This is a genomic window from Tardiphaga sp. 866_E4_N1_4 (genome assembly GCF_052076075.1).
Lineage (GTDB): Bacteria > Pseudomonadota > Alphaproteobacteria > Rhizobiales > Xanthobacteraceae > Tardiphaga > Tardiphaga robiniae.
In genome coordinates, this window is sequence record NZ_CP197242.1 from 6,278,294 (window position 1) to 6,303,466 (window position 25,173).

A 25,173-nucleotide genomic window follows, 5' to 3' on the forward strand; every position below is an offset into this window, starting at 1 on the left:
TCGTTCTTGAAATGTCAGGCGGCTTTGGCGGATGCGCCAAGCCATTGATGGACGCGGGCGTCAGGGTCTGCGTGTTGGGTAACGTCGCTGACGACGGCAATGGAATCTGCGCCGGCGGCAAAGATCTCTTCGGCCTGTTCGAACTTGATGCCGCCGATCGCGACCAGCGGCAGGGTGCCGATGCGCTTCTTCCAGACCGAGATTTTCGGAATGCCCTGCGGCGCGAAGCGCATGGATTTCAGCGTCGTGAAAAAGATCGGCCCGAGCGCGACGTAATCCGGCTTCGCGCGTAATGCGGTTTCAAGTTCTTCCTCGTCATGGGTGGAGAGGCCCAGTGTGATGCCGGCCTTGCGGATCGCGGCAACATCGGCCTCGGCCAGATCTTCCTGGCCGAGATGCAGATGCTGCGCCTTGAGGTCGATGGCGACGCGCCAGTAGTCGTTGACCACAAGCTTCGTCTTCGTGCCGTTGGTGACAGCCAGCGCCTCGCGAAACAGTGTCGTCGCAGCTGCGTCGTCGAGATCCTTGGCGCGAAGCTGCACGGTGCCGACGCCCAGCTGCGTGAGGCGCTTCACCCAGGCGATGGTGTCGACGACGGGATAGAAACGGTCAGGATACGGCATGCCAGAACGGTGTCCCGATGACTGGAGTGGAAGGAGAAGCGAAGTCGCGCGCGCCCATCAGGCCCGCCTCGAAGCCGGTGCGGCCGGCCTCGACGGCGAGGCGGAAGGCATTGGCCATGGCGATGGGATCGGCCGCCTTGGCGACGGCGGTGTTGAGCAGCACGGCGTCGTAGCCGAGTTCGAGGGCTTCGGCGGCGTGTGACGGCGCGCCCAGGCCGGCATCGACCACCAGGGTGATATCGGGCAGGCGGTCGCGCATCAGTTTCAACGCGTCGGCATTGATGATGCCGCGCGCCGAGCCGATGGGCGCCGCCCATGGCATCACCACCTTGCAGCCGGCATCCACCAGACGCATCGCGACGCTCAAGTCCTCGGTGCAATAGGGGAACACCTCGAAGCCGTCCTTGATCAGGATATCGGCGGCTTCGACAAGGCCGACCACATCGGGCTGCAGTGTGTCATTGTCGGCGATCACTTCGAGCTTGATCCAGTTTGTGCCGAACAGTTCGCGCGCGAGCTTTGCGGTCGTCACCGCCTCGCGCACGCTGCGGCAGCCCGCAGTGTTGGGCAGCACGGTGACGTCGAGTTCGCGGATCAGCGACCAGAACGCATCGCCTGTCTTGCCGCCGGCGGACTCGCGCCGCAGCGAAACCGTGACGATGCCGGCGCCGGAGGCGCGGATCGCGTCCTGCATGATCGCAGGCGACGGATAGAGCGCGCTGCCGATCAGCAAACGTGATTTGAATTCCTTGCCGTAGAAACTCACCATCAGGAATCAGCCTCCCTGCCTTGGCGTGATGATCTCAATTTCGTCGCCTGCCTTCAGTGGCGTCTGCGCCCAGGCGCTGCGTGGCACGACGTCGAAATTCAGCGCAATGGCGCAATGCGTGCCCTCGTAGTCCAGTTCCTGCAGCAGTGCGCCGACATGCGACGCCTCGATCTCTCGATGCTCGCCATTGACGATCACTTGCATTGCATCACCTCATTGTCGATCTCGCCACGCTGCACATAAGCGAGCGTCAGCTCCGCCAGCGCAGGCGCCAGCAGGAAGCCGTGGCGATAGAGGCCGTTCACCGCAATCGTTTTCTTGTCGATCGCAATGCGCGGCAGGTTATCAGGGAAAGCCGGGCGCAGGCCCGAACCGAATTCAAGGATGCGCGCTTCGGCAAAGGCCGGATGCACCGCATAGGCAGCGCCGAGCAGTTCGAGAGCAGAGCGCACGCTGACGCCGGTGTCCTCGCCTTCGATGGACGTCGCGCCGAGCATGAAGCGGTTGTCGGCGCGCGGGATCACGTAAAGCGGCCAGCGCGGATGCATCAGGCGGACGGGGCGCGAGAGCTGCACCTCGTCGGTCTCGACGATGATGATTTCGCCTTTGACGCCGCGCAGCTTCGGCGTGTTCGCATCATCACGTGCCGCAAGCCCGCGGCAATCGATCACCAGACCGTCGAGGTCTTTCGGCTGCTGCTCGCTGTTGTATTTGATGATGCCGCCGGCGGCGGTGATCCGCGCATGGAGTTGCGGGAGCACGCGGCGCGGCTCCACATGACCTTCGCCGGGATAGAACAGCCCGTCGCGAAACCGGCCTTCGAGCGAGGGCTCGATCTCGGCGACGCCAGCCGCATCGAGCCGCGTATGGCCGGAGGTCATTTTCGCGAAGCGCTCGAAATCGGCGCGGTCGCGCGCATGCGCAACGACCAGCGAGCCATTGAACGGTGTGTCGGGGAGTTCCTCGCGCCACAGATCAAGTGCGCGCAAGCCCAGGCGGGAGACGACGGGCTCGGAGACTTCGGCCTCGCACCAAGGCGCCAGCATGCCGCCGGCCCAATGGCTGGTGGCGTCGCGCATATTCGCGTCACTGCGCTCATGCAGCGTTACGGCGTGACCAGCCTTGGCCAGCATCAACGCCTGCCAAGCGCCGGCGATGCCAGCGCCAATGACTGATATCGATTGACCCGCCACGGGAGAGTCTCCGCGCGGAGATTGCGTAGTCTGAAACATCCCTGTCCCTTCGCCGGCATGACCCGGATCAGGTTCAAAGGGTCACCGCGGTCTCGCGCGTCTCTTCCGGAACAGGAAAAGTGCAAGCTTGCGGTATCTCAGCTCCTCGTCGGAGCCCCCCTCGGAACGACTCTAATGTAAACCTATGGATGGGCGTGTCAACGCGCCCCGGGAATCCCTTGAAGTGTAATCCCTTGGGATTCCACCCGACCACGCACAATTACTGCTTCGGGGCCTGGGCGTTGGCATTGGCCGTGTTCTGCAGGTGCAGGCGCTCCGCATCCTTGGCGAAGAGTGGCTGATGCGGCGGCGCGGAAACCTCGCGGCGCTGGCGCTTGGCGGCATAGTAGTAGCCGCCGGCATAATACGACACCGCGCGGTTGTGATTTCCGTTCGCGGCGCGGTAGGCGCCGGCGAGATATTTCACCGCGTAAGTGAGATTGGTGTTGGGATCGCGGAGGCCTTCGGCGGTGCCGGTGTAGCCAACGCCGCGCGCGGTCGCGAGCTTGATCTGCATCAGGCCGATGGTGCCGCCGCGGCCGATCAGATTGGGGTGATACTTGCTTTCGCGCACGATCACACGATGCACCAGCGCCTCGGGCACGCCATTGGCCTGGGCATGGGTGGCAACCATGGCGTCGTAGTCAGCACGCTGCTGCGCGGATGCCAGTTGCGGAAGGGCGGCAACAGCCAGAAGCGTCGCCAGGGACAGAGAAATGCGTTTCATGAATGGTCTCGAAAACTTCGTTCTTCGCCAATAGCGGAGGCAGCCTTTCAGACGGCCTAAACCATCCGATTCAATTATCCGAGATGAGGGCTCGAATTGCGTCTTTCTGTAGGCCAGATTCGCGAGTTCCGCCCGATATTTACCCCAAATTATGCCCTGTCGTGATTTGCTGCGGTATTCCAGCGCTTTTCTTGCGACTTTCCAGGGGCATGCCGAGCATGACGATGTCCGCCACCCATCCCGTCGTAACGCGCAAAACGATGCACGGGCTACTCCCGCTCTGGGCGGGGATTGCGGTCTATACGCTGTGGCTCGCGGCGGGCAACGCCCTCCTGAGAGATCCGGATGCGTATTGGCAGATCGCAGTCGGGCAGTGGATTCTCGATCACCATGCGGTGCCGACGACCGATATCTACTCGTTCACGATGTACGGCCAGCCATGGATCTCGACCCAATGGTTGTCGCAGGTCCTCTACGCGGTCGCCTATGCCGGCGCTGGCTGGAGCGGCGTGGTGGTGCTTGCTGTCGCTGCGATGGCCGTGACAATGGCGCTGTTGGCGCGCTTTCTCGATAAGCGCCTGCCGGCCACGGTGACGATCATTTTCGTCGCGACGGCACTGGCGCTGATGGCAGGGCATGTTGTTGCGCGGCCGCATCTGCTGGCGATGCCGGTGATGGTGGCCTGGGTCGCCGGCCTTGTGAATGCGATGGATCGCAGGAGTGTGCCATCCTTCTGGCTGCTGCCGCTGATGGCGCTTTGGGCCAACCTGCACGGCGGCTTCATTCTCGGATTGGCGCTGATCGGTCCGATCGGCATCGATGCGATCTGGCATGCACCGAAGACGATGCAGCGCGCGCTGCTGCTGCGCTGGGCGCTGTTCGGCATTGCCGCGTTGGCAGCAAGTTGCGTGACGCCTTATGGCTGGGACTCGCTGCTGGCGTCGCGTCGCATTCTCAATCTCGGTGAAGCGCTGACGCTGATCGGCGAATGGCGGCCTGCGAATTTCAATCAGGCCGGGCCTCTGGAACTGACCGTGCTGGCAGCGTTCGCGCTGGCGCTGTGGCGCGGCATCACGCTGCCGCCGATGCGCATCGTGCTCGTGATCGGCTTCGTGTTCATGGCGCTCAGTCACGTGCGCAACGCCGAAGTGCTGGCGCTGCTGGCGCCGATGGTCTTGACGACGCCGCTTGGTCGACAAATCGGTGGACCTCAGACGCCAGAAGCCAATCATGTATCGCCGCAGCGCGGCTTGTTGTTCGCGGGGATTACGATCTGCCTGATCGCCGGGACATTCGTGTTGGCGTCCGTGCAGCGCTACATGCCGCTCGAGGCGGCTGCGCCCGCAAAGGCGGTGACTGAACTCCAGAAGCTCAAGCTCCGCCGCGTGTTCAACGACTACGACTTCGGCGGCTATCTGATCGCGCGAGGGGTGCCGACCTTCATCGACGGCCGTACCGAATTGTTCGGGACGAAGCTGATGGTCGACCACAACAATGCCAGCGGTCTGATCGAGCCCGACAACCTGTTCCGGCTGCTGAAGGATTACGACATCGAGGCGACGTTGCTGCGAACCCAGAGCGCAGCAACCAAGTTGCTCGATCGCGTCGATGGTTGGGAGAAGGTCTATAGTGACGACATCGCTACGATCCATCTGCGCAAGCCGGGTGCGGTCCACAGCGTTGTGCCAGCGGTGAAGGCGAACTGAGCGCTACGCTGCGGCCCTGTCCGTATCGCGTGCCGGCAGCGTGATGCGGACGATCAGGCCCCGCGGCTGACGATCCAGCAGTGTCAATTCGCCGCCATGGGCCAGCGTTACGGCGCGGGCGATCGACAGGCCGAGGCCGAAGCCGGCAGCTTCATGATCCATGTTGCGGGCGTCGTCGCCGCGTACGAAGGGCTGCAGCATCGCGCTCTTTTGTGTGTCCGAAATGCCAGGACCGTCATCGGCGACGTCGATGATGGCGCCGCCCTCGGACATCGTCAGAGAGATATTCGCTTCCGAGCCGAACTTCACGGCGTTCTCGACCAGGTTGGTCACTGCGCGATGCAGATCGTCGGGCCGGGCCATCGCCATCGCATGGGACGGGCCCTGATAGGTCACCATATGGCCGATATCGGCAAACTGGTCGGCGATCAGCTGCAGGGTTGTGGCGATATCCGTCAGCGTCATCTCTTCCAGCCGGCGGTCGTTGCGCAGGAACGACAGCACCGCTTCGAGCATCGAGCGCATCTGGTCGAGGTCGCGCAGCATGTGGCGTCGATGGCCGTCGTCCTCGATGAATTCCGAACGGAGACGAAGACGGGTAATTGGCGTGCGCAGGTCGTGGCTGATCGCGGCCAGCATCTTGGTGCGGTCGTCAATCAGCGTGCCGATGCGCTCGCGCATCCGGTTCAGTGCGCGTGCGACCGAGCGAATTTCTTCGGGACCGCGTTCCGGAAGAGGCTCGGCCGAGCCGTTCAGGCTGAACTCTTCGGCTGCTTTGGCAAAGGCCGAAAGCGGCGCGGACAGCATGCGGGCCGCCCACAGGCCCAGCAGCGTCAGGCTGATCACGACGAACAGAAACGTCAGAACCCAGGGACCGCCTAGAAAGAAGCCTGGTCGTCGCTCCGGCAGACTACTGAAGGAGAACATGTCGCCGTCCGGGAGGGTGACCCCGATCCGGTCCGGCGCGCCACCGATCGTCAGCAGTCGCGCGTCGGAACCAAGCAGCCGGCGTAAGCTGTGACGCGGATAGTCGGGGCCATTGTCGGTTGTGACCGTTGCATCCCGAGGGACTGGCCGGATGTCGAATTTGGGAAAGGCGTTTTTCAGATTGACCAGAAGTTCCGGGCGATCGGCGATCGGTGTCGCCTTCAGCAAGCGAACAATCGCGATCAACTCGCCGTGGCCACGATCCCGCTCCTGATCATTCGGGTCCGGTCTCATCAGCGTGAACAGCAGCGAGAGAACGATGTGGATAGCCACGATCGACATCACCACCAGGGCGGTGATCTGGCCGCTGATCCGGCGCAGATTGAGGACGCTGAACATCTCGATGAAACTAGTTGGTCGTGGCCGTCGCGACCGCTTCCACCGTCGGCGTGAACATGTAGCCGCCCGAACGCACCGTCTTGATCATTTGCGCGTCCTGCGGGTCGATCTCGATCTTGCGGCGGATACGGCTGACCAGCACGTCGATGCTGCGTTCGAACGAGCCGGCGCTGCGGCCTTGCGTGAGATCGAGCAGGCTGTCGCGCGACAGCACGCGGCCGGAGCGCTCGACAAAGGCGCGTAGCAGATCGAATTCGGCCGAGGTCATGGCGACGCGCGCGCCTTCGGGATTGCGCAATTCGCGCAGGCGCAGGTCGATCTGCCAGCCAGCGAATGACAGCGCCGTGGCGTTCGGTGTGGCGCTGGCATTGAGCGCCGTGGCCTGTCGGCGGAGCACTGCATTGATGCGTGCCAGCAATTCGCGCGGATTGAAGGGCTTTGGCAGGTAGTCGTCGGCGCCCATTTCGAGGCCGAGAATGCGGTCCACGTCTTCGCCGCGCGCCGTCAGCATGATGATCGGCAGTTGCGACTCGGCACGGACCTTGCGGCACAGGCTGAGGCCGTCTTCGCCGGGCAGCATCACGTCGAGGATCAGCAGGTCGACACGGGTGTCGGCCATCACCTTTTCCATCTCGCGCCCGTCGGCCGCGGTGGTGACGTTGCAGGAATTGGTACGCAGATACTTCGCGATCAGCGTACGGGTTTCGCGGTCGTCTTCTACGACCAGGATGTTCGGTAGGTTTGCCATGCGAACTCTTTTGGCCGGGATCGGCGCGGGCTGCAGAAGTTTTTTGTTTCGGACTATTGCTGGTGGCTTGGGCGCAACAAACCGCAACATGTCAGCAAGGCAATAACAAGACCTCGTTAAGAAGGTTAACCGCAAGTTGCGAGCACTAAGCAAGCACCTTGGAGCAGATCATGACCTCTATCTCGGCTGCGCCCAGCAGTTCCTACCAATCCCCCCTTCAGAAACTGCAGCAGGAGCTGCAGGCCGAGCTTTCCTCCGGAAAGATCAGCAGCGGCGACCAGGATGCGCTGTCCTCTGCTTTAACCGATATCGACTCGTCGCTGCAGGCCGACCGTTCGAGCCAGAGCAGCGGCAGCCGGCCGTCGCCGGACGAGATGAAATCGAAGATCGACGATCTCATCAGTGCCCAGGTGTCCAGCGGCAAGCTGACCTCGGACCAAGCCACCGAATTGCAGGGCGTGTTCCAGTCGGCCTTCGCCGATGGCGGTCCGGGTGGAGCAGGCGGCGCTCGCGGTGCCGGTGGTCCACCTCCTGGCGGTGGACCCGGCGGCCCACCTCCGTCGGATAGCGCCGATAGTACCGACAGTACCGATGATGCGGACAGTGCGACCAGTATCTCAGATATCATGAAGCAGTTCCTGGACTCGCTGAAGCAATCGCTGGAGGCCTCGTCTTCAAGCTCCTACAGCGCGAGCGGCACCAGCGCTACAGCATCCAGCAGCAAGGCGTCATTCACGGCCCTGCTGATCGACTACCAGACCTGATACGAAGACCGCGACGCTTACGACCAGGCTGACGCCACCATCTTTCCCGCAAGGGAAGGGTGGTGGTTTCTTTTGTGCAGGTCACTTCTGCGCTATTGCCGGAACAAGGAACACGTCCGGGCATTGTTACCCCTTCAATTGATTTATGGAGGCGACAATGACTCCCGACGTCATGACGAAGCCGCATAGCCTGATTGCGAGCGACCGCATCGAGGGAACGGCGGTACGACGTCCGAATGGCGAACGCATCGGTCACATCGAACGTCTGATGATCGACAAGATCAGCGGCAAAGTGTCCTACGCGATCCTGAGCTTCGGCGGCTTTCTCGGCCTCGGTTCGAACCTGCTGCCACTGCCTTGGGCGCGACTGACCTTCAATCGTGAACTCGATGCTTATCAACTTGATATCAGCGAAGAAGAATTGCGCAGCGCGCCGTCATTTACCGAGAAACGCGAATTCGACTGGGGCGACAGGTCGCAGGAAGAAGCGCTGCATCGCCACTACGGCGTCGCACCCTATTGGGGCGAATTCTAACGACCAATTTCGGTGGAACCGGAACAGTCATTGTACCTCCGCGTTGGTTTTGGACGACCCACAACGACAGGAGGAACATATGTTCAAGAAATACATGACGGCTGGTATCGTTGGTTCGGCGTTGCTGGCAACCGCAGCTTTCGCGCAGAGCCCGAGCGCAACTACGACAACCACAGCCCCGGCAGCTGCGCCGGTCACCGCATCTGATACGACGTTCAATGGCAACTGGCGTACATCGAAGGTGGTCGGTCTGAGCGTGTATAACGAAGCCAATGAGAGCCTCGGTTCGATCAACGATCTCCTGACCGACAAGCAGGGGAACATCAAGGCGGTGGTGATCGGCGTCGGTGGTTTCCTCGGTGTCGGCGAACACCTGATCGCCGTGCCTTATGACAAGATCAAATTCGTGAACGAGCCGGTCGCAACAATGGCGTCTTCAACTGGCGGTTCATCGGGCATGAAGTCGACCTCGCCGCCAAGCGGCATGACCACGGGTGCAGCCACCTCGGGTGCAGCTCCCGCAGCCGCCAAGGCTAATCCTTGGTACCCCGACCATGCGGTACTCAGCGGCGCCAGCAAGGATCAATTGAAGGCGATGCCTGAGTTTAAGTATGCGATGTAAGGCCTTTTTGCGTCACGCTGTGATAACGCGAGCCAAGAACCAGTAGGCTGACGATAAGGGCGCGCCCGTTTGCGGGTGCGCTCTTCACCGCGTCATCGCGTTGAATCTACAGCCCCGGTAAGGCCGTCACATTCACATTGATGGCGCCATCGGCTTCCGCGATCACCCGGAGTGTTTTGGAATCGAAGGCGATCCCGCCAAGGCGGAGGCTGCTGATCTCGGCGCCGACGCGGATGCCGTTTTCGTTCTTCTGGAAGTCGGCGATGACGGCGGCGATCTTCTTTTGCGCGTTCGAGGCAAAGGGCTTCAGATCGATGGTCGCACGTTCGGCCAGCGTCTTCTGTAGCAACGGCATGGCTGCACGTGCTGCCGCGCCGAGCAGGCCAAAGGCCGCTTCTGATTCAACGGCAAGTTCCAGATCGGTAAAGCGCAGCGTCTGTGCCGCCTGATCGAGCGCAGGCTTGCCCCAGACATGGACGGTTGCTTCGCCGCCAAGACCGAACCAGCTCTGCTTCTCCTTGGCATTCACCAGCAACGAGATGAGCAGGCGGTCGCCGGATGCCGAGACAGTTGCCTTCTTCACCGTCACTGCGACCGCGCCGGAATTGTCTTCCGGGAATGTCTTGCCGACGAGCTGCGCCTCGATGATCTTGTTCAGTTCAGTGAAAGGCATGTCCACGGGCACACCGATGCTGAGTTTGCCGGGGCCGGGCGGCACGATGGCGAGTGTGGCAGGGAACGGACAATTCGGCTGCGTCTGTGTTGAAGTCACGCGTGTTTCGGCCTCGACGCCGAGTGTCAGCGTCAAATTGCTGGCATCGATGCGCGGCTGGGCGGCGACGGCACGCGTCGGCTTCAGTTCGATGAACAGGTTCTGCAATGCGCTCGCACCTTGCAGCGGGATCGACCGGCAGAGTTTGGCCCATTCACGCCGGGCATTCTGCTCGAAAGCAGGATCGTTGCGCAGGCGTTGCTGCAGGGCGATGATCTGCTCGTTGACCGCATTGTCGATCATCGGCTTGACCTGCGCGGGCACATTGATGCGGGCGCCGGCGACCGCGACATTGGTGTCGCCGAGTGTCACCTGAGCGGTCAGGTTCGGGTCGATCCGCCAGTTCGGCGTCAGCCGCGGCTGCGCCGAGACCACCACATTGCCGCGGATTTCCGCATTGGCATTGACGTTCTTGATGTTGATGTTGCCAAGCTGCTTGGCAACATTGCCGCCGAGCAGGTTGCCGAGCGCGCCGCCCAGCGCATCGCGCACATTCGTCGAGATGGCGCCGGTGACATTGAGCGTGCCGGTCAGGGGCGTGGACATGGTCAGTGTATCCTGCGCGCCAGTCGCCGCGATCGGACCGCGTGCGGCGGTCCACTTGATATCGGCATCCTGCAGCAATTGCTGTACAGGATTGTCAGCCGTGCCGTTGAAGCTGCGCGGTGCGCCGCGATCGGCGGCATCGCGGATCGCGGTGAGTGCAATGGCGACCGGCGCGATGATGCTTGAACTGCGTGCGGGTGAGGGTGGCAGTGGCGGCAATGCGACCAGCACCGGCGCCGAGCCGGTGCCGCGCGGAGCCACATAGTCCATCACCTTGAGTGCGACCACGAAAAAGACGGCGACCAGCACCGCGCCGATGAGAATTGGTTTCAGACGCATGATGTCCCCGCTCGAAAACGCGGGGACATTACAATGCTGTGGTGACGCGCGCCAGTTATGAACCGTGCCCGACTTTAGCCACGCTTGCCGCTTGCGCTGTCTGCACGGCGATCCATCGGCAGGACGATGACTTTGGTGCCGACTGTGACGCGGGAATACAGATCCGACACGTCCTGATTGGTGAGGCGGATGCAGCCCGACGACACCTGCGTGCCGATGGTCTCCGGCATATTGGTGCCGTGGATGCGATAGATGGTGCCGCCGAGATACATGGCACGGGCGCCAAGCGGGTTGCCGGGGCCGCCGGCCATGTGGCGCGGCAGATAGGGCTGGCGTGCGATCATTTCAGCGGGCGGGGTCCATGCCGGCCATTCGGCCTTGCGAGTCACGGTTTGTACACCGGACCATGTGAAACCATCGCGGCCGACGCCGATGCCGTAGCGGAGCGCCTGACCGTTGCCGAGCACGTAATACAGATAGGTGTTCGGCGTATCGACGATGATCGTGCCGGCGGCCTCGCGGGTCGGATAGTTGACGATCTGCCGCCTGAAGCGCGCGGGCTGTTCGATAGCAGAGCGCTCGTCATCCATCTGCGGCGACTGCACATAGGGCGCAGGCTCGCTCTGGACCGGCGGCGCCATGAAGAACGGAAACAGCGGCAGCGGCGTTGCGGCTGCCGGATGGGCCAAGGAGAATGCGCCGGCAAGGAGCGCGCCGATTGCGACGGCAGCACGGCGAATTTTTCGTTCGAAAGAAGCGAGGGTGATCATGGGAATCTCCGTTTGAGCGCCTGTAAATGAGCGCCCGTTCGGCGCCTCGTTGGCAGGAGATGTACCCAGCGGCCGTTTCAGGAGATTTGCGTCAATTCTGCAAAACGGTTTCGTCGCGGCGGGGAAATGTGTCGTCGCGGGGGGAGGCGGACAACATTGTTGCACCGGGAATGACCGCCGGCGCGCTGATTTGAATCAAGCGCGCCGGGCTTCAGTGGTCACTCGTTAACGGTGGTATCCGGGCGCCAGGTCAGCAGCCGGTTTTCGATCATGGTCAAGATCCATTCGGCCAGCAGCGCCACGATCGCGATAACGATCATCGCGGCGAACACGCCGTTGGAATCGAACGAGCCCTGTGCGGTCGCGATCAGCAGGCCCATGCCTTCGCGGGCGCCCAAAAACTCTCCGACGATGGCACCGACCAGCGCGAAGCCGAACGAGACATGCAGGCTGGCGAGAATCCAGGATAGCGCCGAAGGCAGCACCACAGCGCGGGTCATCTGCCAGTTGCTGGCGCCGAGGATGCGTGCATTGGCGATCAGGTTCTTGTCAGCCTCGCGTACGCCCTGGAAGGCATTGGCGAACACCACGAAGAACACCATCACGACGGCCAGTGCGATCTTCGATGCCGCGCCAAGGCCGAGGGCCACGATGAAGATCGAGCCGAGCACGACGCGCGGGATCGAATTCGCGACCTTGATGTAGATCGAGAACACGTCTGACAGGAGTTGGTTACGCCCCAGCGCGATGCCGCACAGGATGCCCATGGCCGAGCCGATCAGGAAGCCGGCGCCGGCCTCATAGATTGTCACCCAGATCTGCTTCCATAGCGGCCCGATGGAGGTGCCGTTTTCGGTCCAGTCGATCAGCTTGGTGACGATGCCGGAGGGCTGGCCGAAGAAGAACGGATCGATCAGCTCGAAGCGCACGCCGAATTCCCAGCCGCCGATCAGGAATACGAGGACGGCAAGCCGCAGCGCCAGCACCAGGCGCTGATGGCGGCGCAGGCGCTGCACGGCGGTCTCGATGCGGCCGTCGGTGGCGAGGGGGGCGGTCACTGTTGTCTCGGTCATTCTAGTGTCCTGCCCGTGCGCGCAATACTTCCTCGCGCAGGTCGTCAGAGATCTTTCGCGCAATGGCGATGAAACGTTCATCGTAGCGTAGCGTCGCGACATCGCGTGGACGCGGCAGGTCGATGGTGTGGACGGACTTTACGCGCGCCGGTCGTGTGGTCAGCACCGCGACGCGGTCGGCGAGCAGGATGGCTTCGTCGAGATCGTGGGTGACGAACAGCACCGCCGATTTCGCCTGCGCCCAGAGCTGCAGCAATTCCTCCTGCATCAATTCGCGGGTCTGCACGTCGAGCGCGGAGAACGGCTCGTCCATCAAAAGGACCTGCGGATTGTTGATGAAGGTCTGCGCCAGCGCCACGCGCTTGCGCATGCCGCCGGAGAGCTGATGCGGATGATGATGTTCGAAGCCCTTCAGGCCGACGCGAATGATCCAGTCGCGCGCGGTGGCTTCCGCCTTGTCTTTCGGGATGCCGCGAAACAGCGGCCCGGCCATGACATTGCCGAGCACGTCGCACCACGGAAACACTGCATCCTGCTGGAACACGAAGCCAACGCGCCGATCGACACCGGTCACCGGCGCATCGAACAATGTGACTTCGCCGCCTTGCGGGCGGGCGAGGCCGGCGATCAGCCCGAGGGTCGTCGACTTGCCGCAGCCGGTCGGGCCCACCACGGCCATAAATTCACCGGGCGCAATGCTGAGGTCGAAATCCTCCAGCGCGGAGAGAACGTCACCCGAAGGCGTGACGAAGCGGCGCGCGACGTTCTTCAGCGCGACGGCGGAGGGTGCGGGGGCATTCATGATTGCATTCGCTTTATCATCAGAGTCGTTGTTGAAGTCGGCGGGTAAAGCGCGTTCGTTCTGCTCCCTCCCCCCTTGCGGGGGAGGGTCGGGGAGGGGGGTCCACAAGTGACGTCCCTTGTGGCTACCCCCACCCCCGGCCCCTCCCCGCAAGGGGGAGGGGAGAAGGGCCTCAGTTCGTCGCGTTGGCTTTGACCACGAAATCCGTGGTGTAGGTCTTGGCCAGGTCGATGGTCTTGCCCTTGAGGTTGGGCGAGAAGCTGTTCAGCACACTCAGCACCGATTCCGGCGCACCCGCCGGCATCATGCCGTCCACGGAGTATTGCGGCTTGCCTTCGCGCAGACCTTGCACATAGAGATCGAGTTCGCCGGCATAATAGTCCTTCGGCATTTGAGCTGCGATCTCTTCGGGCGAGTGGGTATTCATCCACTTCAGCGTCTTCACGAAGGCATTGACGACCTTCTGTGCCGTCTCCTTGTTCGCCTCCATCCAGGCGCGGTCCATATAGAGACACGCGGCCGGATAATCGCCGCCGAGTGCAGCGCGGGTGCTTTCCGGTGTGCGCAGATCGATGCCGACTTTGGCCGTGCCGTTCTTCACCGCGCGCGCCACCGTCGGCTCCGTGGTCATGCCGGAGACGATCTTGCCTTGCTGCATCGAAGCGAGGAACGTATCGCCTGCGCCGACCGGCACCAGTGTGTAGTCCTGCATCTTCAGCCCCGCCTTGGCGGCGAGCGCGCGAGTCAGGAAGTCGGTAGCAGAGCCGAGGCCGGTGACGCCGAGCGCCTGGCCCTTCCAGTTGGCGGGATCCTTCAGCTTGTCCGCATCGGCGGCTTTCACCAGCACGACTTCGCCAGGCGCGACGGCGAACTGCACCACCGAGGTAATGAACTTGCCCTTGGACTGCAGGTCGATGGTGTGATCGTAGAAACCGACCACGCCTTGTACTTCGCGCGCGAGCAGCGCGGTTGCGGCCTGCGAGCCGGAGGTCGAGTTGAACAGTTCGACGTCGAGCCCCTGTTCCTTGAAGAAGCCGAGCTGCGCCGCGAGCTTCGCCGGCAGATAGATCTGCTTATCGATACCGCCGACCATGATCTTGATCGGGGTTTGCGCCGCAGCGGGGGCTGCAAGTGCGGCGGCGAGTGATACAGCCGCAATGGCTGCGGCAAAGAATTTGCGCATAGGCGTTTCCTGACTTCTAAATTCGGCGCTGGTCTACTGCGCGGGCGGTCGTCCCGGTCGATGCGCAAGCGCTCGCAACGGGGGCATCAGGCCCCGGCCTGCGTCAAACTGTCAATTGGCTATTGGCAGGTCACAACAGCAAAAAGCGCCCGCTCGGGAGAGCGGACGCCATGGATGCGAAAGCTTCATAGGATTGGGTCTCTAAAGCACGCCCAATACGATAGCGCCGACGAAGGCGATTGCCGCATAGGCGATCACAACGCTCAGTTGACCGGTCATGGTCATGGGAACCCTCCCTTTGACGTTGTCGCGCTGAGTAACGCGAAAGCCAGCGGTCCGTTCCCGCAGAAAAGAGAATGAAGCCGATCAATTGCTGCCGGAGCGGTACAAGGGTCGGCAACATGGTAAATCAAACGTGAATTCAATGCGTTGAAGAGTCTTTAAAACATTTCGACCACCTTGCGCGAATGACGCGCAGAGTTCGTTTGTATCTCGTCGGCTCCGTCGTCCTTGTTTCGCTTGCGGGTTGCGGACGCGGTCTGTTTCAGACCCAGGAACGTGAACCATGGCGTGCCGAGGCAGAAGTCGCATGTCTCAAATCCGGCACGGTGAAAGAGGGCGCTGATCTCGTTCGGATCAACCCGATTTCCGGGCCCGGTGTCTGCGGCGCAGAATTTCCCTTGAAGGTCGCAGCCCTTGGCGAGGCCAGCAGCAGCTATGGTTTTGCCGATGAAACCTTGCGGCCGCCTGGCGGCATCAGCGGTGCAAGCCAGCCACGTTGGCCGGTGCAGCAGCAGCCACAAACCATGGCGCGCCCCGCCAGCAGCTATCCGAGTTCCTATCCGCAAGCCGCGCCGCAGCAGCCGTCCTATGGCGGTTCATCCTATGGCGGCGCTGCCAATAACGGACCGATCTCGCTGAACGCGCCAGGCGTGCCGCCGGACAATGAAGACGAAATCGAATTGCCGCCGGAAGGTTCGCCGCAGACGATGCGCGCGCCGCAGCAAGAGCAGCCGCGCGCGCCTTACGGCCGCTATAGTTCAGGTGTGCAGCAGAGCCAGCCGCCGCAGGACTATGCCCCACAGCGTCTTGGACCGGGACAGGGCAATGTCACGGGCTCGGTCGGCCCCGTCGTCGTGAAACCGACGGCGACGCTGGCCTGTCCGATCGTCTCGGCACTCGACAAGTGGCTCGCGGAGTCCGTGCAGCCGGCAGCGATGCGCTGGTTTGGTACCCGCGTCGCCGAGATCAAGCAGATCTCCGCTTATTCGTGCCGCGGCATGAACGGCAACTCGCGCGCGCACATCTCCGAGCATGCATTCGGCAACGCGCTCGATATCTCCGCCTTCGTCCTCGCCGATGGTCGCAGTGTCTCGGTGAAGGCAGGCTGGAAGGGGATGCCGGAAGAGCAGGGCTTCCTGCGCGACATCCAGGGCGGCGCGTGCCAAGTCTTCAACACCGTGCTGGCGCCGGGATCCAACGTCTATCACTACGATCACATTCACGTGGATCTGATGCGCCGGCCCAAGCGCCCGGTGATCTGCCAGCCGGCGGCCGTGTCGGGCGAGGAGATTGCCGCTCGCGCGCAAAGTCGCAATCCCTATGCCGGGCGCAACAGCAATGACTACGGCGGCGTGACCGGCTCGATCGGGCGCACGGCCAAGAAGTCGACGCGCAAATCGCCTGACGACGAGGACTTCTACGAGAACGAATAGGCCGGCTCGTCAGATGCGGTAGGCCGCGAGGAACATCCGCACCGCACTGTCGACGACCTTGTCGATCTCCGCGCGCGTGGGTGTCGGCTTGGCCTGGAAGATGAAGGGCTGAAACAGCGTCGCCTGGCAGGACATCATGAATTGTGCGGCGGATAGCTCGGTATCAGTGATCGCCAATTCCTTCGCAGCGACGCGGGCATCGAGATAGGCCGCGACCTGCCGGATCGCGTGTGCCAACACCGCTTCATAAAAGCGTTTGCCGACATCGGGCATGCGCTCCGCGATGGCCATCACGGTACGGATCGCCGAGCCGCCGCCGGGCCGACACAGCAACTGGATATAGGCGCGGCCGAACTCGCCGAGCGTGGTCACTGCATCGCGTTCCGGATCGAGATTGAAGACAGCCTTGCCCTGCTCGAGTTTCTCCTGCTCGACGATCGACTCGAACAGCGCGCTCTTGTCGGTGAAATAGACATAAAGCGTGCCCTTGGAGACGCCGGCGGCACGCGCGATCTCGCCCATGCTGGCGCCGTCGAAGCCCAGATCCAGGAAGACCTTGCGCGCGCCGTCGAGAATTTGGCGGCGCTTGGCGCTGTCTTCCTCGCCGACAGGCGAGAGCGGGGCAGGGTGGGAGGCAACCATTCGTTCAGCCTGTTCGATGAATCAGCGGGATATCGCCCGCGATGAAACCGGAATAACGCGAAATCGTGATGAACTGACCAAACTCTATCTTGACCGAACCGTTCGGTCAATTTACATATTGCCGCAGCAAGCGGGGACCCGGCATGTCCGATGGTGTCCGCATTCTCACGTTTGAGGAGGCCGGAATGGCCGGACCACGCGACCAGGCTGCCCGTATCATTCGCCCCGAAGGCGAGACTGACAGCGCGCCGGTACGCGTCGTGTCGCCCGCAGCGGATGAACCCGCAGCCCGCGGTCCTGCGGATGCGCCCGCACCTGAACAGCCCGCCACAGCAGCACCGGCCGCGACCGCGCAGACCGCTGCTCCAAAATCCGGCAAGAAGAAAAAAGTGCTGCTCGGTGTCGGCGCGCTGCTCGCCGTCGCAGGCGTCTATTATGGCGTGAACTATTATCTGGTCGGCCGCTTCATCGTCTCGACCGACGACGCTTATGTCCGCGCCAGCAACACCACGCTGGGTGCGCGCGTATCGGGCCACATTGCGCAGATCCTGCCGGGCGACAACGTCGCGGTGAAGGCCGGCGAGGTGATCTTCAGGATCGACGACGGCGACTATCGCATCGCCGTCGATGCCGCGAAGCGCAAGATCGACACCCAGAAGGCCACCATCGAACGGATCGGTCGTCAGGTCGGCGCGCAGGAAAGCGCCGTCGAGCAGGCGCAGGCCCAGCTTGCATCGGCCGATGCCGCTGCCAATCGCGCCGTGCTTGAATTCGATCGCCAGGAAACGCTGAGCAAGCAGGGCTTCGCTTCGCGCTCGGTCTACGAGACCTCGCAGTCGAACCGCGACCAGACCTCGGCTGCCGTCAAGGCCGCGAAGGCATCCGTCGACTCCGCCAAGAGCAGCGTCGAAGTGACGAAAGCGCAGCAGAACGAAGCGCGCGCGCAGCTCGCGGAATTGCAGAGCGCGCTGGACAAGGCCGTGCGTGATCTCGACTTCACGACCGTGAAGTCGCCGGTGGATGGCATCTTTTCGAACCGCCTCGTGTCGACCGGTGATTTCATCAGCGCCGGCCAGCGTCTCGGCAATGTCGTGCCGCTCAACGACGTCTATATTGATGCCAATTTCAAGGAGACGCAGCTGCGCCGCCTGAAGCCGGGCCAGCCGGTCTCGATCGAGCTCGATGCCGATAGCAGCCGCGCCATCGAAGGCACGGTGGAAAGCCTCGCGCCGGCAGCCGGCTCGGTATTCACGCTGCTGCCGCCGGATAACGCCACCGGCAACTTCACCAAGATCGTGCAGCGCGTGCCTGTGCGCCTCAGGGTGCCGGCTGACGTCGCCAAGGAAAACCTGCTGCGCGCTGGCATGTCGGTCTATGTCCGCGTCAACACCAAGCCGGGTGCAGAACCCGCGCGCTAAGTCAGGGCAAGCAGATGTCCACGACCACCACCGTGTCAGGCGCACCGCCGGCCGCTCCGGCTGCGGACTATGTCGCGCCGAAACGCCTGATCGCGTTTCTGATCATGGTGTTCGGCATGTTCATGTCGATCCTGGACATTCAGATCGTCTCGGCATCGCTGTCTGAAATCCAGGCCGGATTGTCCGCGTCGTCCAGCGAAGTCTCCTGGGTGCAGACCGCCTATCTGATCGCGGAAGTGATCGCGATTCCGCTGTCCGGCTTTTTGTCGCGCGCCCTCGGCACGCGGCTGTTGTTTGCGATCTCGGCCGCCGGATTCACCTTCGCCAGCCTGATGTGCGGCTTCACCTCGTCGATCGAGCAGATGATCCTGTGGCGCGCGATCCAGGGCTTCCTTGGCGCCGGCATGATCCCGACGGTGTTCGCCTCGGCCTATACGGTGTTTCCGCGCTCCAAATTCCACATCGTCGGCCCGATCATCGGCCTCGTCGCGACGCTGGCGCCGACCATCGGCCCGACGGTGGGCGGTTACATCACCGATGCGCTGTCATGGCACTGGCTGTTCTTCATCAACGTGGTCCCCGGTATCGGCATCACCATCGGCGTGCTCGCCCTGGTGGATTTCGACGAGCCGCATTTCGAACTGCTCGATCATTTCGACTGGTGGGGCCTCGGCTTCATGGCGGGTTTCCTCGGTTCGCTGGAATATGTGCTGGAAGAGGGGCCGCGTAACGACTGGTTCGGCGACACCTCGATCGCGATCTTTGCCGTTGTCTGCGTTGTGAGCTGCGTGGCGTTTTTCTGGCGCGTGTTGACGGCGAAAGAACCGATCGTCGACATCCGCGCTTTCACGGATCGTAATTTCGCGCTGGGCTGTCTGTTCTCGTTCTGCGTCGGCATCGGCCTCTACGGCCTGACCTATCTCTATCCGCGCTATCTCGCCGAAATTCGTGGCTACAGTGCGCTGATGATCGGTGAGACCATGTTCGTCTCGGGCGTTGCGATGTTCCTGACGGCGCCGCTGGTGGCGCGTCTGATGCAGAAAATCGACATGCGCTATCTCATCATGACGGGATTGGTGCTGTTCGCTGCCGGCACATGGCAGATGACATGGGTGACGCGCGATTTCGATTTCTACGAATTGCTGCTGCCGCAAATCCTGCGCGGCATCGGCATGATGATGGCCATGGTGCCGATCAATAACATTGCGTTGGGCACGCTGGCGCCGCAGATGCTGAAGAACGCCTCCGGCCTGTTCAACCTGACGCGCAATCTTGGCGGCGCACTCGGCCTCGCGCTGATCAACACCGTGCTCGATCACCGCACCGACTTCCACATCACGCGGCTGCACGACAAGGTGACTTGGGGCAACGCCAAGGCCGTCGAAACGCTGAACATGTTCACCCAGAAGTTCCAGGGCATGGGCGACGCCTCGCGCATGGCGATGAAGCAGCTGTCGCAGATCGTGCATCGTCAGGCCGTCGTGATGAGCTTTGGCGATGCGTTCTTCGCGCTGTCGGTGTTCTATGTCGGTCTCAGCCTCATGGTGATGCTGCTGAACAAGCCCAGCAATCCCGCGGCTGCAGGCGGCGGACACTAGAGCGTTTTCGAGCGAAGTGGATGCCGGTTCGCGTCAAGAAAACGCGTCAAAACAAAAAGCCAGAGCGGCTGGAGCGGTTCTATCGCCAATCAGCGATTGGTCCTGGCCATCATGTTGCCAAAAGTCGGCGGCACATCTATAAAACTACCTTCCATTGCTCGAACCCGAGGGAGAGTCTGCATGAAGTCGATTGATCTGCTCTCCGGAATTCTCGGTTCGGTGCACGCATGCGGGTTTATGCGGGCTCGTTGAGCCCCGGTTCCGCCTCTGCCGGTCGGGCCTGATGTCCCGACCATCCTGATCTTTCCCGTTTCTGTACTTTTAGGACGCTCGCGCTCGGTCTGGCCGTTGCGCGTCAAACCATGGAGCCGGTCTGCGCAGGGGCGCTGCCGGATGAAGTCATGACTCTGAAATCGAAGGACCGCGCCGCCGCCATCCGCGTGGTGATCCCTTTCGTGATCCGGCATTGGTTCCGGCATCCCGGACGCGCGGCGACAGTTGCTGTCGGTCTGCTCGGCGCAACGGTGGCCGATCTGTTCATGCCCCTGTTCTCCGGGCAACTGGTCGATGCCGTCACCAAAGGCGGCGCCGATCCGGCGGCCCGGCAGGCGGCATTCACAGCCTTTGGCGCCATCGTGGCGCTTGGCGCGACGTCGATGCTGCTGCGGCTGCTCGGCATCCACGCCATCGTTCCGTTCACGCTGCGCATCATGTCGGATCTGTCGCGCGAGGCTTTCGCGCGCGTGCAGCGTTTCTCGACCGACTGGCACGCCAACAGCTTTGCGGGCTCCACGGTGCGCAAGGTCACGCGCGGAATGTGGGCGGTCGATCTGCTCAACGACACGCTGTTGATGGCGCTGCTGCCGTCGCTGGTGGTGTTGCTTGGCTCGATGCTGCTGCTCGGCTGGCACTGGCCGGCGCTGGGCGGTGTGATCGCTGTCGGTACGGTGGCCTATATCGCGATGACCGTGTGGTTCTCCACGCGTTACATCGCGCCGGCCGCGCGCGTGTCGAATGCATGGGACACCAAGGTCGGCGGTACGCTGGCGGATGCCCTGACCTGTAACGCCGTTGTGAAATCGTTCGGCGCGGAAAGCCGTGAGGACGGTCGGCTGGGGCAGGTGATCGGCCGCTGGCGCGTGCGCGTGGCGCGCACATGGTATCGCTACAACACCACGAGCACGGTGCAGCTCGCAGTGCTGCTCTGCGTGCGCACGGCGGTGATCGGCGGTGCGTTGTGGCTGTGGCTGCAAGGTCAGGCCACGGCAGGCGATGTCACCTATGTGCTGACGAGCTATGTCGTGATCCACGGCTATCTGCGTGATGTCGGCATGCACATCAACAACCTGCAGCGTTCGGTGAACGACATGGAGGAGCTTGTCGCGATTCATGATGTCGCGCTCGGCATCGCCGATGCGCCGGATGCGCAGCCGATTGCGATCACCGGCGGGCGCATCCTGTTCGACGACGTGACGTTCCACTATGGCGGTCATGCCACGCCGCTCTATGACGGGCTGTCGGTCGACATCCGCGCCGGCGAACGCGTCGGTCTGGTTGGGCGTTCAGGCTCCGGCAAGACGACCTTCGTGAAGCTGATCCAGCGGCTTTACGATGTGTCGGGTGGCCAGATCATGATCGACGGCCAGAACATCGCCGATGTCACGCAGGAATCGCTGCGCAGCCAGATTGCGATCGTGCAGCAGGATCCGATCCTGTTTCACCGTTCGCTGGCGGACAACATCGCCTATGGCCGGCCCGGCGCCAGCATGGCAGCGATTGAACAGGCGGCGCGACTGGCGAATGCGCATGACTTCATCACCCGGCTGCCGAAAGGCTACGGCACGCTGGTCGGTGAGCGCGGTGTGAAACTGTCGGGCGGCGAGCGGCAGCGTGTCGCGCTGGCGCGTGCATTCCTGGCGGACGCACCGGTGCTGATTCTGGACGAGGCGACATCGAGCCTTGATTCAGAGTCGGAGGCGTTGATCCAGGAGGCGATGGAGCGGCTGATGAAAGGCCGCACATCGATCGTGATCGCGCATCGCCTGTCGACGGTGCGCAGCCTCGATCGCATTCTGGTGTTCGATCACGGGCACATCGCGGAAGAGGGCACCCATGCCACGCTCACAGCGCGACCGGGTGGCATCTATCGCGGTCTGTTCGAGCGTCAGGTGCTGGATCTCGATCGCACCGCCGCGGCGGAATGATATCAGGAAGGAACGGGGGCCGCCGTTGGCCCTCGTTCGCATTTCGGCGCATGTCGTCAATGCCTTCGTCCCCCCGTGGGGCGAACCGATTGTGGCGACGCTCGCGCGGTGGCGCCCGTCGTCGCAAAATCGGATCTCGTTGACAGTTCCTGCTTTGCGCAACACTCTGTCGATCCTGCGACCAGTATAGACCGTATTGGGGCTCGACGATGGATTGCTCGCCGGACATTCAGACATGGTCGACTGCTCTCGTCGAGCCGGAACGACGGCTGGATTACTGGATTTCCGCTGTCTGCGAAGGCTTTCTGGAGATGGATATCGCCAGCCTCGCGCCCGCGAGCTTTGCGTCTGAACTACAGCGCGGGCAGCTCGATGTGATTGGGGTCAATCAAGTTCGAGGCGATCCCCAGCATGTCTATCGCACCAGACGCGCCATCGCGCGCGGCCAGTCCAATTTTTACTATCTGCTTTGCAAGACCGACCGGAACTGGTCGGCCACGCAATGCGAGAGAACCGCGATGTTGGGCCCCCATGATCTTCTTCTGGTGGATTCGCGGCGCCCCTATGAATTTCATTTTCCGGTGACGTCGGACACGATTTCGCTGGAGCTGCCGATGGGATGGGTCGAGCGCTGGCTTACCGCGCCCGAGCAGCATCTTGGCCGGGTGATTGATGGACAGTCTGGCTGGGGACTGGCACTGAGCGGCTTCGTCCGGCAATGGTCACCGGAATTGGCCGTTCGCAGTCCGCTGCCGGCGCCTCTCCTCGTCGATCAATTGGGAGCCCTGCTGGCTCTGACACTGGAAGGCGATGTGACGCAGTCGCCGGCGGAGACCTCCGGCACGGCCGCGCTGATTGATCGGATTCGTCGCGCTCTGCGCGAACGCTATGCCGAGCCCGGCCTCACTGCAGCGTCGATTGCTGCGCAACTGCAAATCTCGGAGCGCACGCTGCATCGCGGTCTCGCCAGCGCGTCCGTGACCTTTAGCGGGCTGCTCGCCGATTGCCGCATGTCGATGGCCCTCAAGATGTTGGCCGAGCCGCGCTTCGATCGTGTGAGTATCGGTGGCATCGGGCAGAAGGTCGGCCTGACAGATCCATCACATTTTATCCGCCAGTGCCGCAAATATCTGGGGGTGACACCCGGCGAGTTCAGGCGCCGACGATAGCCTGTGACGCAAATCGTCGATTGGGCTGGCACAATCCGGCCATCTGCCCGGCATGTCGGTGATTATGAATGTCCGGGAAACATCGGGAGGATTGCATGGCAGATCTATACGTCCTGGTTCACGGCGCCTGGCACACGGGACAGGAGATGGACGCGGTCGCCGGTCATCTGCGGGCGAGCGGGCATGTCGTTCATTGCCCGACGGTCGCTGGCAACAACGCGAATGACGACCGCAGCACAGTTGGGCTTGCGCAGGCTATCGCTTCGATCGCTGATTATATCGAGAAAGAAAATCTGCGGGACATACGCCTTGTCGGACACAGCTATGGCGGCATGGTGATTTCGGGCGTCGCGGACCGTATGGCAGAACGCATCAAGCGGCTGGTCTATGTCAACGCCTTCGTTCCGCTGGACGGACAGTCGCTCAACGACATGGTGCCGCCGCATTACCTTGGCCTGTTCGATTCCATCGCTGCCGCCAACAACAACGCGGTGATGCTGCCGTTCGAAATCTGGCGCGACGCTTTCATCAACGATGCCGATTTCGGACTGGCGAAGTCAGCCTATGAGCAACTCAATCCGCATCCCTACAAGACATTCACCGACAAGATTTCGCTGAGCAAGCCTCTCGCCGAACTTGCGGTCGGGAAATCCTACGTGAACTGTCAGCAGGACATTGCGCTGCCACACAGCCTGCCATGGCATCCGCGACTATCCGAACGTCTTGGTCTGTTTCGACTGGTCGAATGTCCGGGCAGCCATGAAATGTTCTTCAGCAATCCTGCACGCCTCGCAGAGGCGATCATTCAGGCAGGACGGGACTGAAGCAGATTTATGTGCGGTCACCGGCGCCAGAACTGGCGAAGGGCCCGGCGTTTTGCGCCGGGCCCTTCGTTGTTCAGAAAATTATCAGCCGGCCTGTAAGCCGGGTTCTGTAGGGCATCGCCGATTTGCACCGGCGATACGTGACGGCCATTCCTCTGGGACCATAGTTGCCTATGGCCTCAAGCAACCTACCCGGACAGCGAGCAAGACATTGCCCCGCAGTGTTATCGCTCAAGGTGAGCGAACTGACTGCTTTGCCGTCCCTATTCGGTTTTGCTCCCGGTGTGGTTTGCCATGCCGTTTCCGTTGCCGGATACGCGGTGCGCTCTTACCGCACCTTTTCACCCTTACCGCACCAACTCCTTGCGGAGGGAGGCGAGGCGGTTCGTTCTCTGTGGCACTTTCCCTGGGGTCACCCCCGCCGGACGTTATCCGGCACCGTATGTCGATGGAGCCCGGACTTTCCTCTCCCGCAGCCTTTCGACCGTAGCGGGAGCGGCCGTCCAGCCGACTGACGGCACAGGCATGGAGGCTCAGGGCCGTGGCGTCAAGCCAGGAACGCGCGCAGTCTTTGCCAAAATAAATTATCCTGAAGATGTCGTTCTGCTGCCGGTTCGTTCGACTGACCGCATGATCCCGGAAAGTGGCAACCAGTTTTCGGACCCGATCATGCCCATGTCACGGCGAATGCGCCGCTCAAGAGGAGAGAACGCAATGCAGTATCTGCTGATGATCTACCAGAACGAAGCCGAATACGCGAAAATGGACGCCGTCACAGGCAAGAAGATGCTTGAGGAATATGGCGCGTTCACCCAGTCCATCGTCCAGAGCGGCAATTTCAAGGCCGGTGACCGGCTGCAACCGACGACCACAGCGACCACGGTGCAGGTGCGCGACGGCAAGATGCTCACCACCGATGGTCCGTTCGCCGAGACGCGCGAACAGCTCGCTGGTTACTATCTGGTCGACGCCAAGGATCTCGATGCCGCACTGGCGATTGCGGCGCGGATTCCCAGTGCGCGGGTCGGTTCGATCGAGGTGCGGCCGATCTGGGTCTATAACTGAC

General features: G+C 62.3%; 24 protein-coding genes, 1 other RNA gene and 1 riboswitch. Of the genes, 11 read left to right on the forward strand and 14 right to left on the reverse strand.

Going from position 1 to position 25,173, the window contains the following annotated elements:
* Positions 1 to 14: 14 nt before the first annotated feature.
* The 5 genes from AB8B20_RS30165 to AB8B20_RS30185 all read right to left on the reverse strand — a co-directional run bounded on the left by AB8B20_RS30165 (position 15) and on the right by AB8B20_RS30185 (position 3,351).
* Positions 15 to 623, reverse strand: coding sequence for a thiamine phosphate synthase (locus AB8B20_RS30165; protein WP_439070789.1), 609 nt, complete (start codon positions 621 to 623; stop codon positions 15 to 17).
* Positions 610 to 1,392 carry a thiazole synthase gene (locus AB8B20_RS30170; RefSeq protein WP_439070790.1) on the reverse strand — a complete coding sequence of 261 codons (783 nt, stop codon included), beginning with the start codon at positions 1,390 to 1,392 and terminating at the stop codon, positions 610 to 612. The genes AB8B20_RS30165 and AB8B20_RS30170 overlap by 14 nt, the downstream gene beginning before the upstream one ends.
* Positions 1,393 to 1,398: 6 nt before the next feature.
* Complete coding sequence (thiS, locus tag AB8B20_RS30175; RefSeq protein WP_068732274.1) at positions 1,399 to 1,596, reverse strand: sulfur carrier protein ThiS; 198 nt, start codon at positions 1,594 to 1,596, stop codon at positions 1,399 to 1,401.
* Positions 1,587 to 2,624 (reverse strand): FAD-dependent oxidoreductase, encoded by a 1,038-nt coding sequence (locus tag AB8B20_RS30180; RefSeq protein ID WP_439070791.1) that lies wholly within the window; start codon positions 2,622 to 2,624, stop codon positions 1,587 to 1,589. The genes thiS and AB8B20_RS30180 overlap by 10 nt, the downstream gene beginning before the upstream one ends.
* Positions 2,612 to 2,756: riboswitch (TPP riboswitch) on the reverse strand. It overlaps the preceding gene by 13 nt.
* Before the next feature lie 88 nt (positions 2,757 to 2,844).
* On the reverse strand, positions 2,845 to 3,351 hold the full coding sequence (locus tag AB8B20_RS30185; RefSeq protein ID WP_439070792.1) for a transglycosylase SLT domain-containing protein: 507 nt from the start codon (positions 3,349 to 3,351) through the stop codon (positions 2,845 to 2,847).
* Between the two features lie 218 nt (positions 3,352 to 3,569).
* On the opposite strand from AB8B20_RS30185, the gene AB8B20_RS30190 reads away from it, so the two are divergent.
* Positions 3,570 to 5,057: a hypothetical protein gene (locus AB8B20_RS30190; protein ID WP_439070793.1), complete on the forward strand. Its 1,488-nt coding sequence runs from the start codon at positions 3,570 to 3,572 to the stop codon at positions 5,055 to 5,057.
* Between the two features lie 3 nt (positions 5,058 to 5,060).
* Here the strand turns inward: AB8B20_RS30190 and AB8B20_RS30195 are convergent, their stop codons facing one another.
* Together AB8B20_RS30195 and AB8B20_RS30200 are read right to left on the reverse strand one after the other, a co-directional pair.
* On the reverse strand, positions 5,061 to 6,383 hold the full coding sequence (locus tag AB8B20_RS30195) for an ATP-binding protein (protein WP_439070794.1): 1,323 nt from the start codon (positions 6,381 to 6,383) through the stop codon (positions 5,061 to 5,063).
* Between the two features lie 10 nt (positions 6,384 to 6,393).
* Positions 6,394 to 7,131, reverse strand: coding sequence for a response regulator (locus tag AB8B20_RS30200; protein ID WP_439070795.1), 738 nt, complete (start codon positions 7,129 to 7,131; stop codon positions 6,394 to 6,396).
* A 170-nt stretch (positions 7,132 to 7,301) separates the two neighbouring features.
* Between AB8B20_RS30200 and AB8B20_RS30205 the strand changes: the two genes are divergently transcribed.
* The 3 genes from AB8B20_RS30205 (at position 7,302) to AB8B20_RS30215 (ending at position 9,052) form a co-directional block, all read left to right on the forward strand.
* The gene (locus AB8B20_RS30205) at positions 7,302 to 7,895 is read left to right on the forward strand and encodes a hypothetical protein (protein ID WP_439070796.1); all 594 of its coding nucleotides are present in this window, start codon (positions 7,302 to 7,304) and stop codon (positions 7,893 to 7,895) included.
* 157 nt (positions 7,896 to 8,052) lie between these two features.
* Positions 8,053 to 8,430 (forward strand): PRC-barrel domain-containing protein, encoded by a 378-nt coding sequence (locus AB8B20_RS30210; protein ID WP_439063325.1) that lies wholly within the window; start codon positions 8,053 to 8,055, stop codon positions 8,428 to 8,430.
* 79 nt (positions 8,431 to 8,509) lie between these two features.
* Positions 8,510 to 9,052 (forward strand): PRC-barrel domain-containing protein, encoded by a 543-nt coding sequence (locus AB8B20_RS30215; protein WP_439070797.1) that lies wholly within the window; start codon positions 8,510 to 8,512, stop codon positions 9,050 to 9,052.
* 106 nt (positions 9,053 to 9,158) lie between these two features.
* Here AB8B20_RS30215 and AB8B20_RS30220 read toward each other — a convergent pair whose 3' ends face one another.
* The 5 genes from AB8B20_RS30220 to AB8B20_RS30240 all read right to left on the reverse strand — a co-directional run bounded on the left by AB8B20_RS30220 (position 9,159) and on the right by AB8B20_RS30240 (position 14,537).
* The gene (locus AB8B20_RS30220) at positions 9,159 to 10,709 is read right to left on the reverse strand and encodes a DUF4403 family protein (RefSeq protein ID WP_439070798.1); all 1,551 of its coding nucleotides are present in this window, start codon (positions 10,707 to 10,709) and stop codon (positions 9,159 to 9,161) included.
* Between the two features lie 74 nt (positions 10,710 to 10,783).
* Positions 10,784 to 11,479 carry a L,D-transpeptidase gene (locus tag AB8B20_RS30225; RefSeq protein ID WP_439070799.1) on the reverse strand — a complete coding sequence of 232 codons (696 nt, stop codon included), beginning with the start codon at positions 11,477 to 11,479 and terminating at the stop codon, positions 10,784 to 10,786.
* 218 nt (positions 11,480 to 11,697) lie between these two features.
* Entirely contained in the window at positions 11,698 to 12,552 is an 855-nt protein-coding gene (locus tag AB8B20_RS30230) for an ABC transporter permease (RefSeq protein WP_439070800.1), read from the reverse strand.
* A gap of 1 nt (position 12,553) precedes the next feature.
* Positions 12,554 to 13,354 carry an ABC transporter ATP-binding protein gene (locus tag AB8B20_RS30235; RefSeq protein WP_439070801.1) on the reverse strand — a complete coding sequence of 267 codons (801 nt, stop codon included), beginning with the start codon at positions 13,352 to 13,354 and terminating at the stop codon, positions 12,554 to 12,556.
* A 172-nt stretch (positions 13,355 to 13,526) separates the two neighbouring features.
* Entirely contained in the window at positions 13,527 to 14,537 is a 1,011-nt protein-coding gene (locus tag AB8B20_RS30240) for an ABC transporter substrate-binding protein (protein ID WP_093760552.1), read from the reverse strand.
* A gap of 467 nt (positions 14,538 to 15,004) precedes the next feature.
* Between AB8B20_RS30240 and AB8B20_RS30245 the strand changes: the two genes are divergently transcribed.
* Positions 15,005 to 16,252 carry an extensin family protein gene (locus AB8B20_RS30245; protein ID WP_439070802.1) on the forward strand — a complete coding sequence of 416 codons (1,248 nt, stop codon included), beginning with the start codon at positions 15,005 to 15,007 and terminating at the stop codon, positions 16,250 to 16,252.
* Between the two features lie 9 nt (positions 16,253 to 16,261).
* On the opposite strand, the gene AB8B20_RS30250 is transcribed toward AB8B20_RS30245, so the two are convergent.
* Entirely contained in the window at positions 16,262 to 16,894 is a 633-nt protein-coding gene (locus AB8B20_RS30250; RefSeq protein ID WP_439070803.1) for a TetR/AcrR family transcriptional regulator, read from the reverse strand.
* 185 nt (positions 16,895 to 17,079) lie between these two features.
* On the opposite strand from AB8B20_RS30250, the gene AB8B20_RS30255 reads away from it, so the two are divergent.
* The 5 genes from AB8B20_RS30255 (at position 17,080) to AB8B20_RS30275 (ending at position 24,107) form a co-directional block, all read left to right on the forward strand.
* Positions 17,080 to 18,312, forward strand: a complete 1,233-nt coding sequence (locus AB8B20_RS30255) for an HlyD family secretion protein (protein ID WP_439070804.1) — start codon at positions 17,080 to 17,082, stop codon at positions 18,310 to 18,312.
* A 14-nt stretch (positions 18,313 to 18,326) separates the two neighbouring features.
* The gene (locus AB8B20_RS30260) at positions 18,327 to 19,910 is read left to right on the forward strand and encodes a DHA2 family efflux MFS transporter permease subunit (protein WP_439070805.1); all 1,584 of its coding nucleotides are present in this window, start codon (positions 18,327 to 18,329) and stop codon (positions 19,908 to 19,910) included.
* 401 nt (positions 19,911 to 20,311) lie between these two features.
* A complete protein-coding gene (locus tag AB8B20_RS30265) occupies positions 20,312 to 22,114 on the forward strand; it encodes an ABC transporter ATP-binding protein (RefSeq protein ID WP_439070806.1) in 1,803 nt (600 codons plus the stop codon).
* A 209-nt stretch (positions 22,115 to 22,323) separates the two neighbouring features.
* Positions 22,324 to 23,283 carry a helix-turn-helix domain-containing protein gene (locus tag AB8B20_RS30270; protein WP_439070807.1) on the forward strand — a complete coding sequence of 320 codons (960 nt, stop codon included), beginning with the start codon at positions 22,324 to 22,326 and terminating at the stop codon, positions 23,281 to 23,283.
* Between the two features lie 95 nt (positions 23,284 to 23,378).
* Positions 23,379 to 24,107 carry an alpha/beta hydrolase gene (locus tag AB8B20_RS30275; RefSeq protein WP_068732308.1) on the forward strand — a complete coding sequence of 243 codons (729 nt, stop codon included), beginning with the start codon at positions 23,379 to 23,381 and terminating at the stop codon, positions 24,105 to 24,107.
* An 80-nt stretch (positions 24,108 to 24,187) separates the two neighbouring features.
* Here AB8B20_RS30275 and rnpB read toward each other — a convergent pair.
* An RNA gene (gene rnpB, locus AB8B20_RS30280) (RNase P RNA component class A) lies at positions 24,188 to 24,622 on the reverse strand.
* A 199-nt stretch (positions 24,623 to 24,821) separates the two neighbouring features.
* Here rnpB and AB8B20_RS30285 point away from each other — a divergent pair.
* On the forward strand, positions 24,822 to 25,172 hold the full coding sequence (locus tag AB8B20_RS30285; RefSeq protein ID WP_439070808.1) for a YciI family protein: 351 nt from the start codon (positions 24,822 to 24,824) through the stop codon (positions 25,170 to 25,172).
* Position 25,173: the final 1 nt, after the last annotated feature.

What these genes read in the sequence shown, in the direction of transcription:
- AB8B20_RS30165 (WP_439070789.1), bottom strand. Translation starts at nt 623, where the DNA reads ATGCCGTATCCTGACCGTTTCTATCCCGTCGTCGACACCATCGCCTGG.
- AB8B20_RS30170 (WP_439070790.1), bottom strand. Translation starts at nt 1,392, where the DNA reads ATGGTGAGTTTCTACGGCAAGGAATTCAAATCACGTTTGCTGATCGGC.
- thiS (WP_068732274.1), bottom strand. Translation starts at nt 1,596, where the DNA reads ATGCAAGTGATCGTCAATGGCGAGCATCGAGAGATCGAGGCGTCGCAT.
- AB8B20_RS30180 (WP_439070791.1), bottom strand. Translation starts at nt 2,624, where the DNA reads ATGTTTCAGACTACGCAATCTCCGCGCGGAGACTCTCCCGTGGCGGGT.
- AB8B20_RS30185 (WP_439070792.1), bottom strand. Translation starts at nt 3,351, where the DNA reads ATGAAACGCATTTCTCTGTCCCTGGCGACGCTTCTGGCTGTTGCCGCC.
- AB8B20_RS30190 (WP_439070793.1), top strand. Translation starts at nt 3,570, where the DNA reads ATGACGATGTCCGCCACCCATCCCGTCGTAACGCGCAAAACGATGCAC.
- AB8B20_RS30195 (WP_439070794.1), bottom strand. Translation starts at nt 6,383, where the DNA reads ATGTTCAGCGTCCTCAATCTGCGCCGGATCAGCGGCCAGATCACCGCC.
- AB8B20_RS30200 (WP_439070795.1), bottom strand. Translation starts at nt 7,131, where the DNA reads ATGGCAAACCTACCGAACATCCTGGTCGTAGAAGACGACCGCGAAACC.
- AB8B20_RS30205 (WP_439070796.1), top strand. Translation starts at nt 7,302, where the DNA reads ATGACCTCTATCTCGGCTGCGCCCAGCAGTTCCTACCAATCCCCCCTT.
- AB8B20_RS30210 (WP_439063325.1), top strand. Translation starts at nt 8,053, where the DNA reads ATGACTCCCGACGTCATGACGAAGCCGCATAGCCTGATTGCGAGCGAC.
- AB8B20_RS30215 (WP_439070797.1), top strand. Translation starts at nt 8,510, where the DNA reads ATGTTCAAGAAATACATGACGGCTGGTATCGTTGGTTCGGCGTTGCTG.
- AB8B20_RS30220 (WP_439070798.1), bottom strand. Translation starts at nt 10,709, where the DNA reads ATGCGTCTGAAACCAATTCTCATCGGCGCGGTGCTGGTCGCCGTCTTT.
- AB8B20_RS30225 (WP_439070799.1), bottom strand. Translation starts at nt 11,479, where the DNA reads ATGATCACCCTCGCTTCTTTCGAACGAAAAATTCGCCGTGCTGCCGTC.
- AB8B20_RS30230 (WP_439070800.1), bottom strand. Translation starts at nt 12,552, where the DNA reads ATGACCGAGACAACAGTGACCGCCCCCCTCGCCACCGACGGCCGCATC.
- AB8B20_RS30235 (WP_439070801.1), bottom strand. Translation starts at nt 13,354, where the DNA reads ATGAATGCCCCCGCACCCTCCGCCGTCGCGCTGAAGAACGTCGCGCGC.
- AB8B20_RS30240 (WP_093760552.1), bottom strand. Translation starts at nt 14,537, where the DNA reads ATGCGCAAATTCTTTGCCGCAGCCATTGCGGCTGTATCACTCGCCGCC.
- AB8B20_RS30245 (WP_439070802.1), top strand. Translation starts at nt 15,005, where the DNA reads ATGACGCGCAGAGTTCGTTTGTATCTCGTCGGCTCCGTCGTCCTTGTT.
- AB8B20_RS30250 (WP_439070803.1), bottom strand. Translation starts at nt 16,894, where the DNA reads ATGGTTGCCTCCCACCCTGCCCCGCTCTCGCCTGTCGGCGAGGAAGAC.
- AB8B20_RS30255 (WP_439070804.1), top strand. Translation starts at nt 17,080, where the DNA reads ATGGCCGGACCACGCGACCAGGCTGCCCGTATCATTCGCCCCGAAGGC.
- AB8B20_RS30260 (WP_439070805.1), top strand. Translation starts at nt 18,327, where the DNA reads ATGTCCACGACCACCACCGTGTCAGGCGCACCGCCGGCCGCTCCGGCT.
- AB8B20_RS30265 (WP_439070806.1), top strand. Translation starts at nt 20,312, where the DNA reads ATGACTCTGAAATCGAAGGACCGCGCCGCCGCCATCCGCGTGGTGATC.
- AB8B20_RS30270 (WP_439070807.1), top strand. Translation starts at nt 22,324, where the DNA reads ATGGATTGCTCGCCGGACATTCAGACATGGTCGACTGCTCTCGTCGAG.
- AB8B20_RS30275 (WP_068732308.1), top strand. Translation starts at nt 23,379, where the DNA reads ATGGCAGATCTATACGTCCTGGTTCACGGCGCCTGGCACACGGGACAG.
- AB8B20_RS30285 (WP_439070808.1), top strand. Translation starts at nt 24,822, where the DNA reads ATGCAGTATCTGCTGATGATCTACCAGAACGAAGCCGAATACGCGAAA.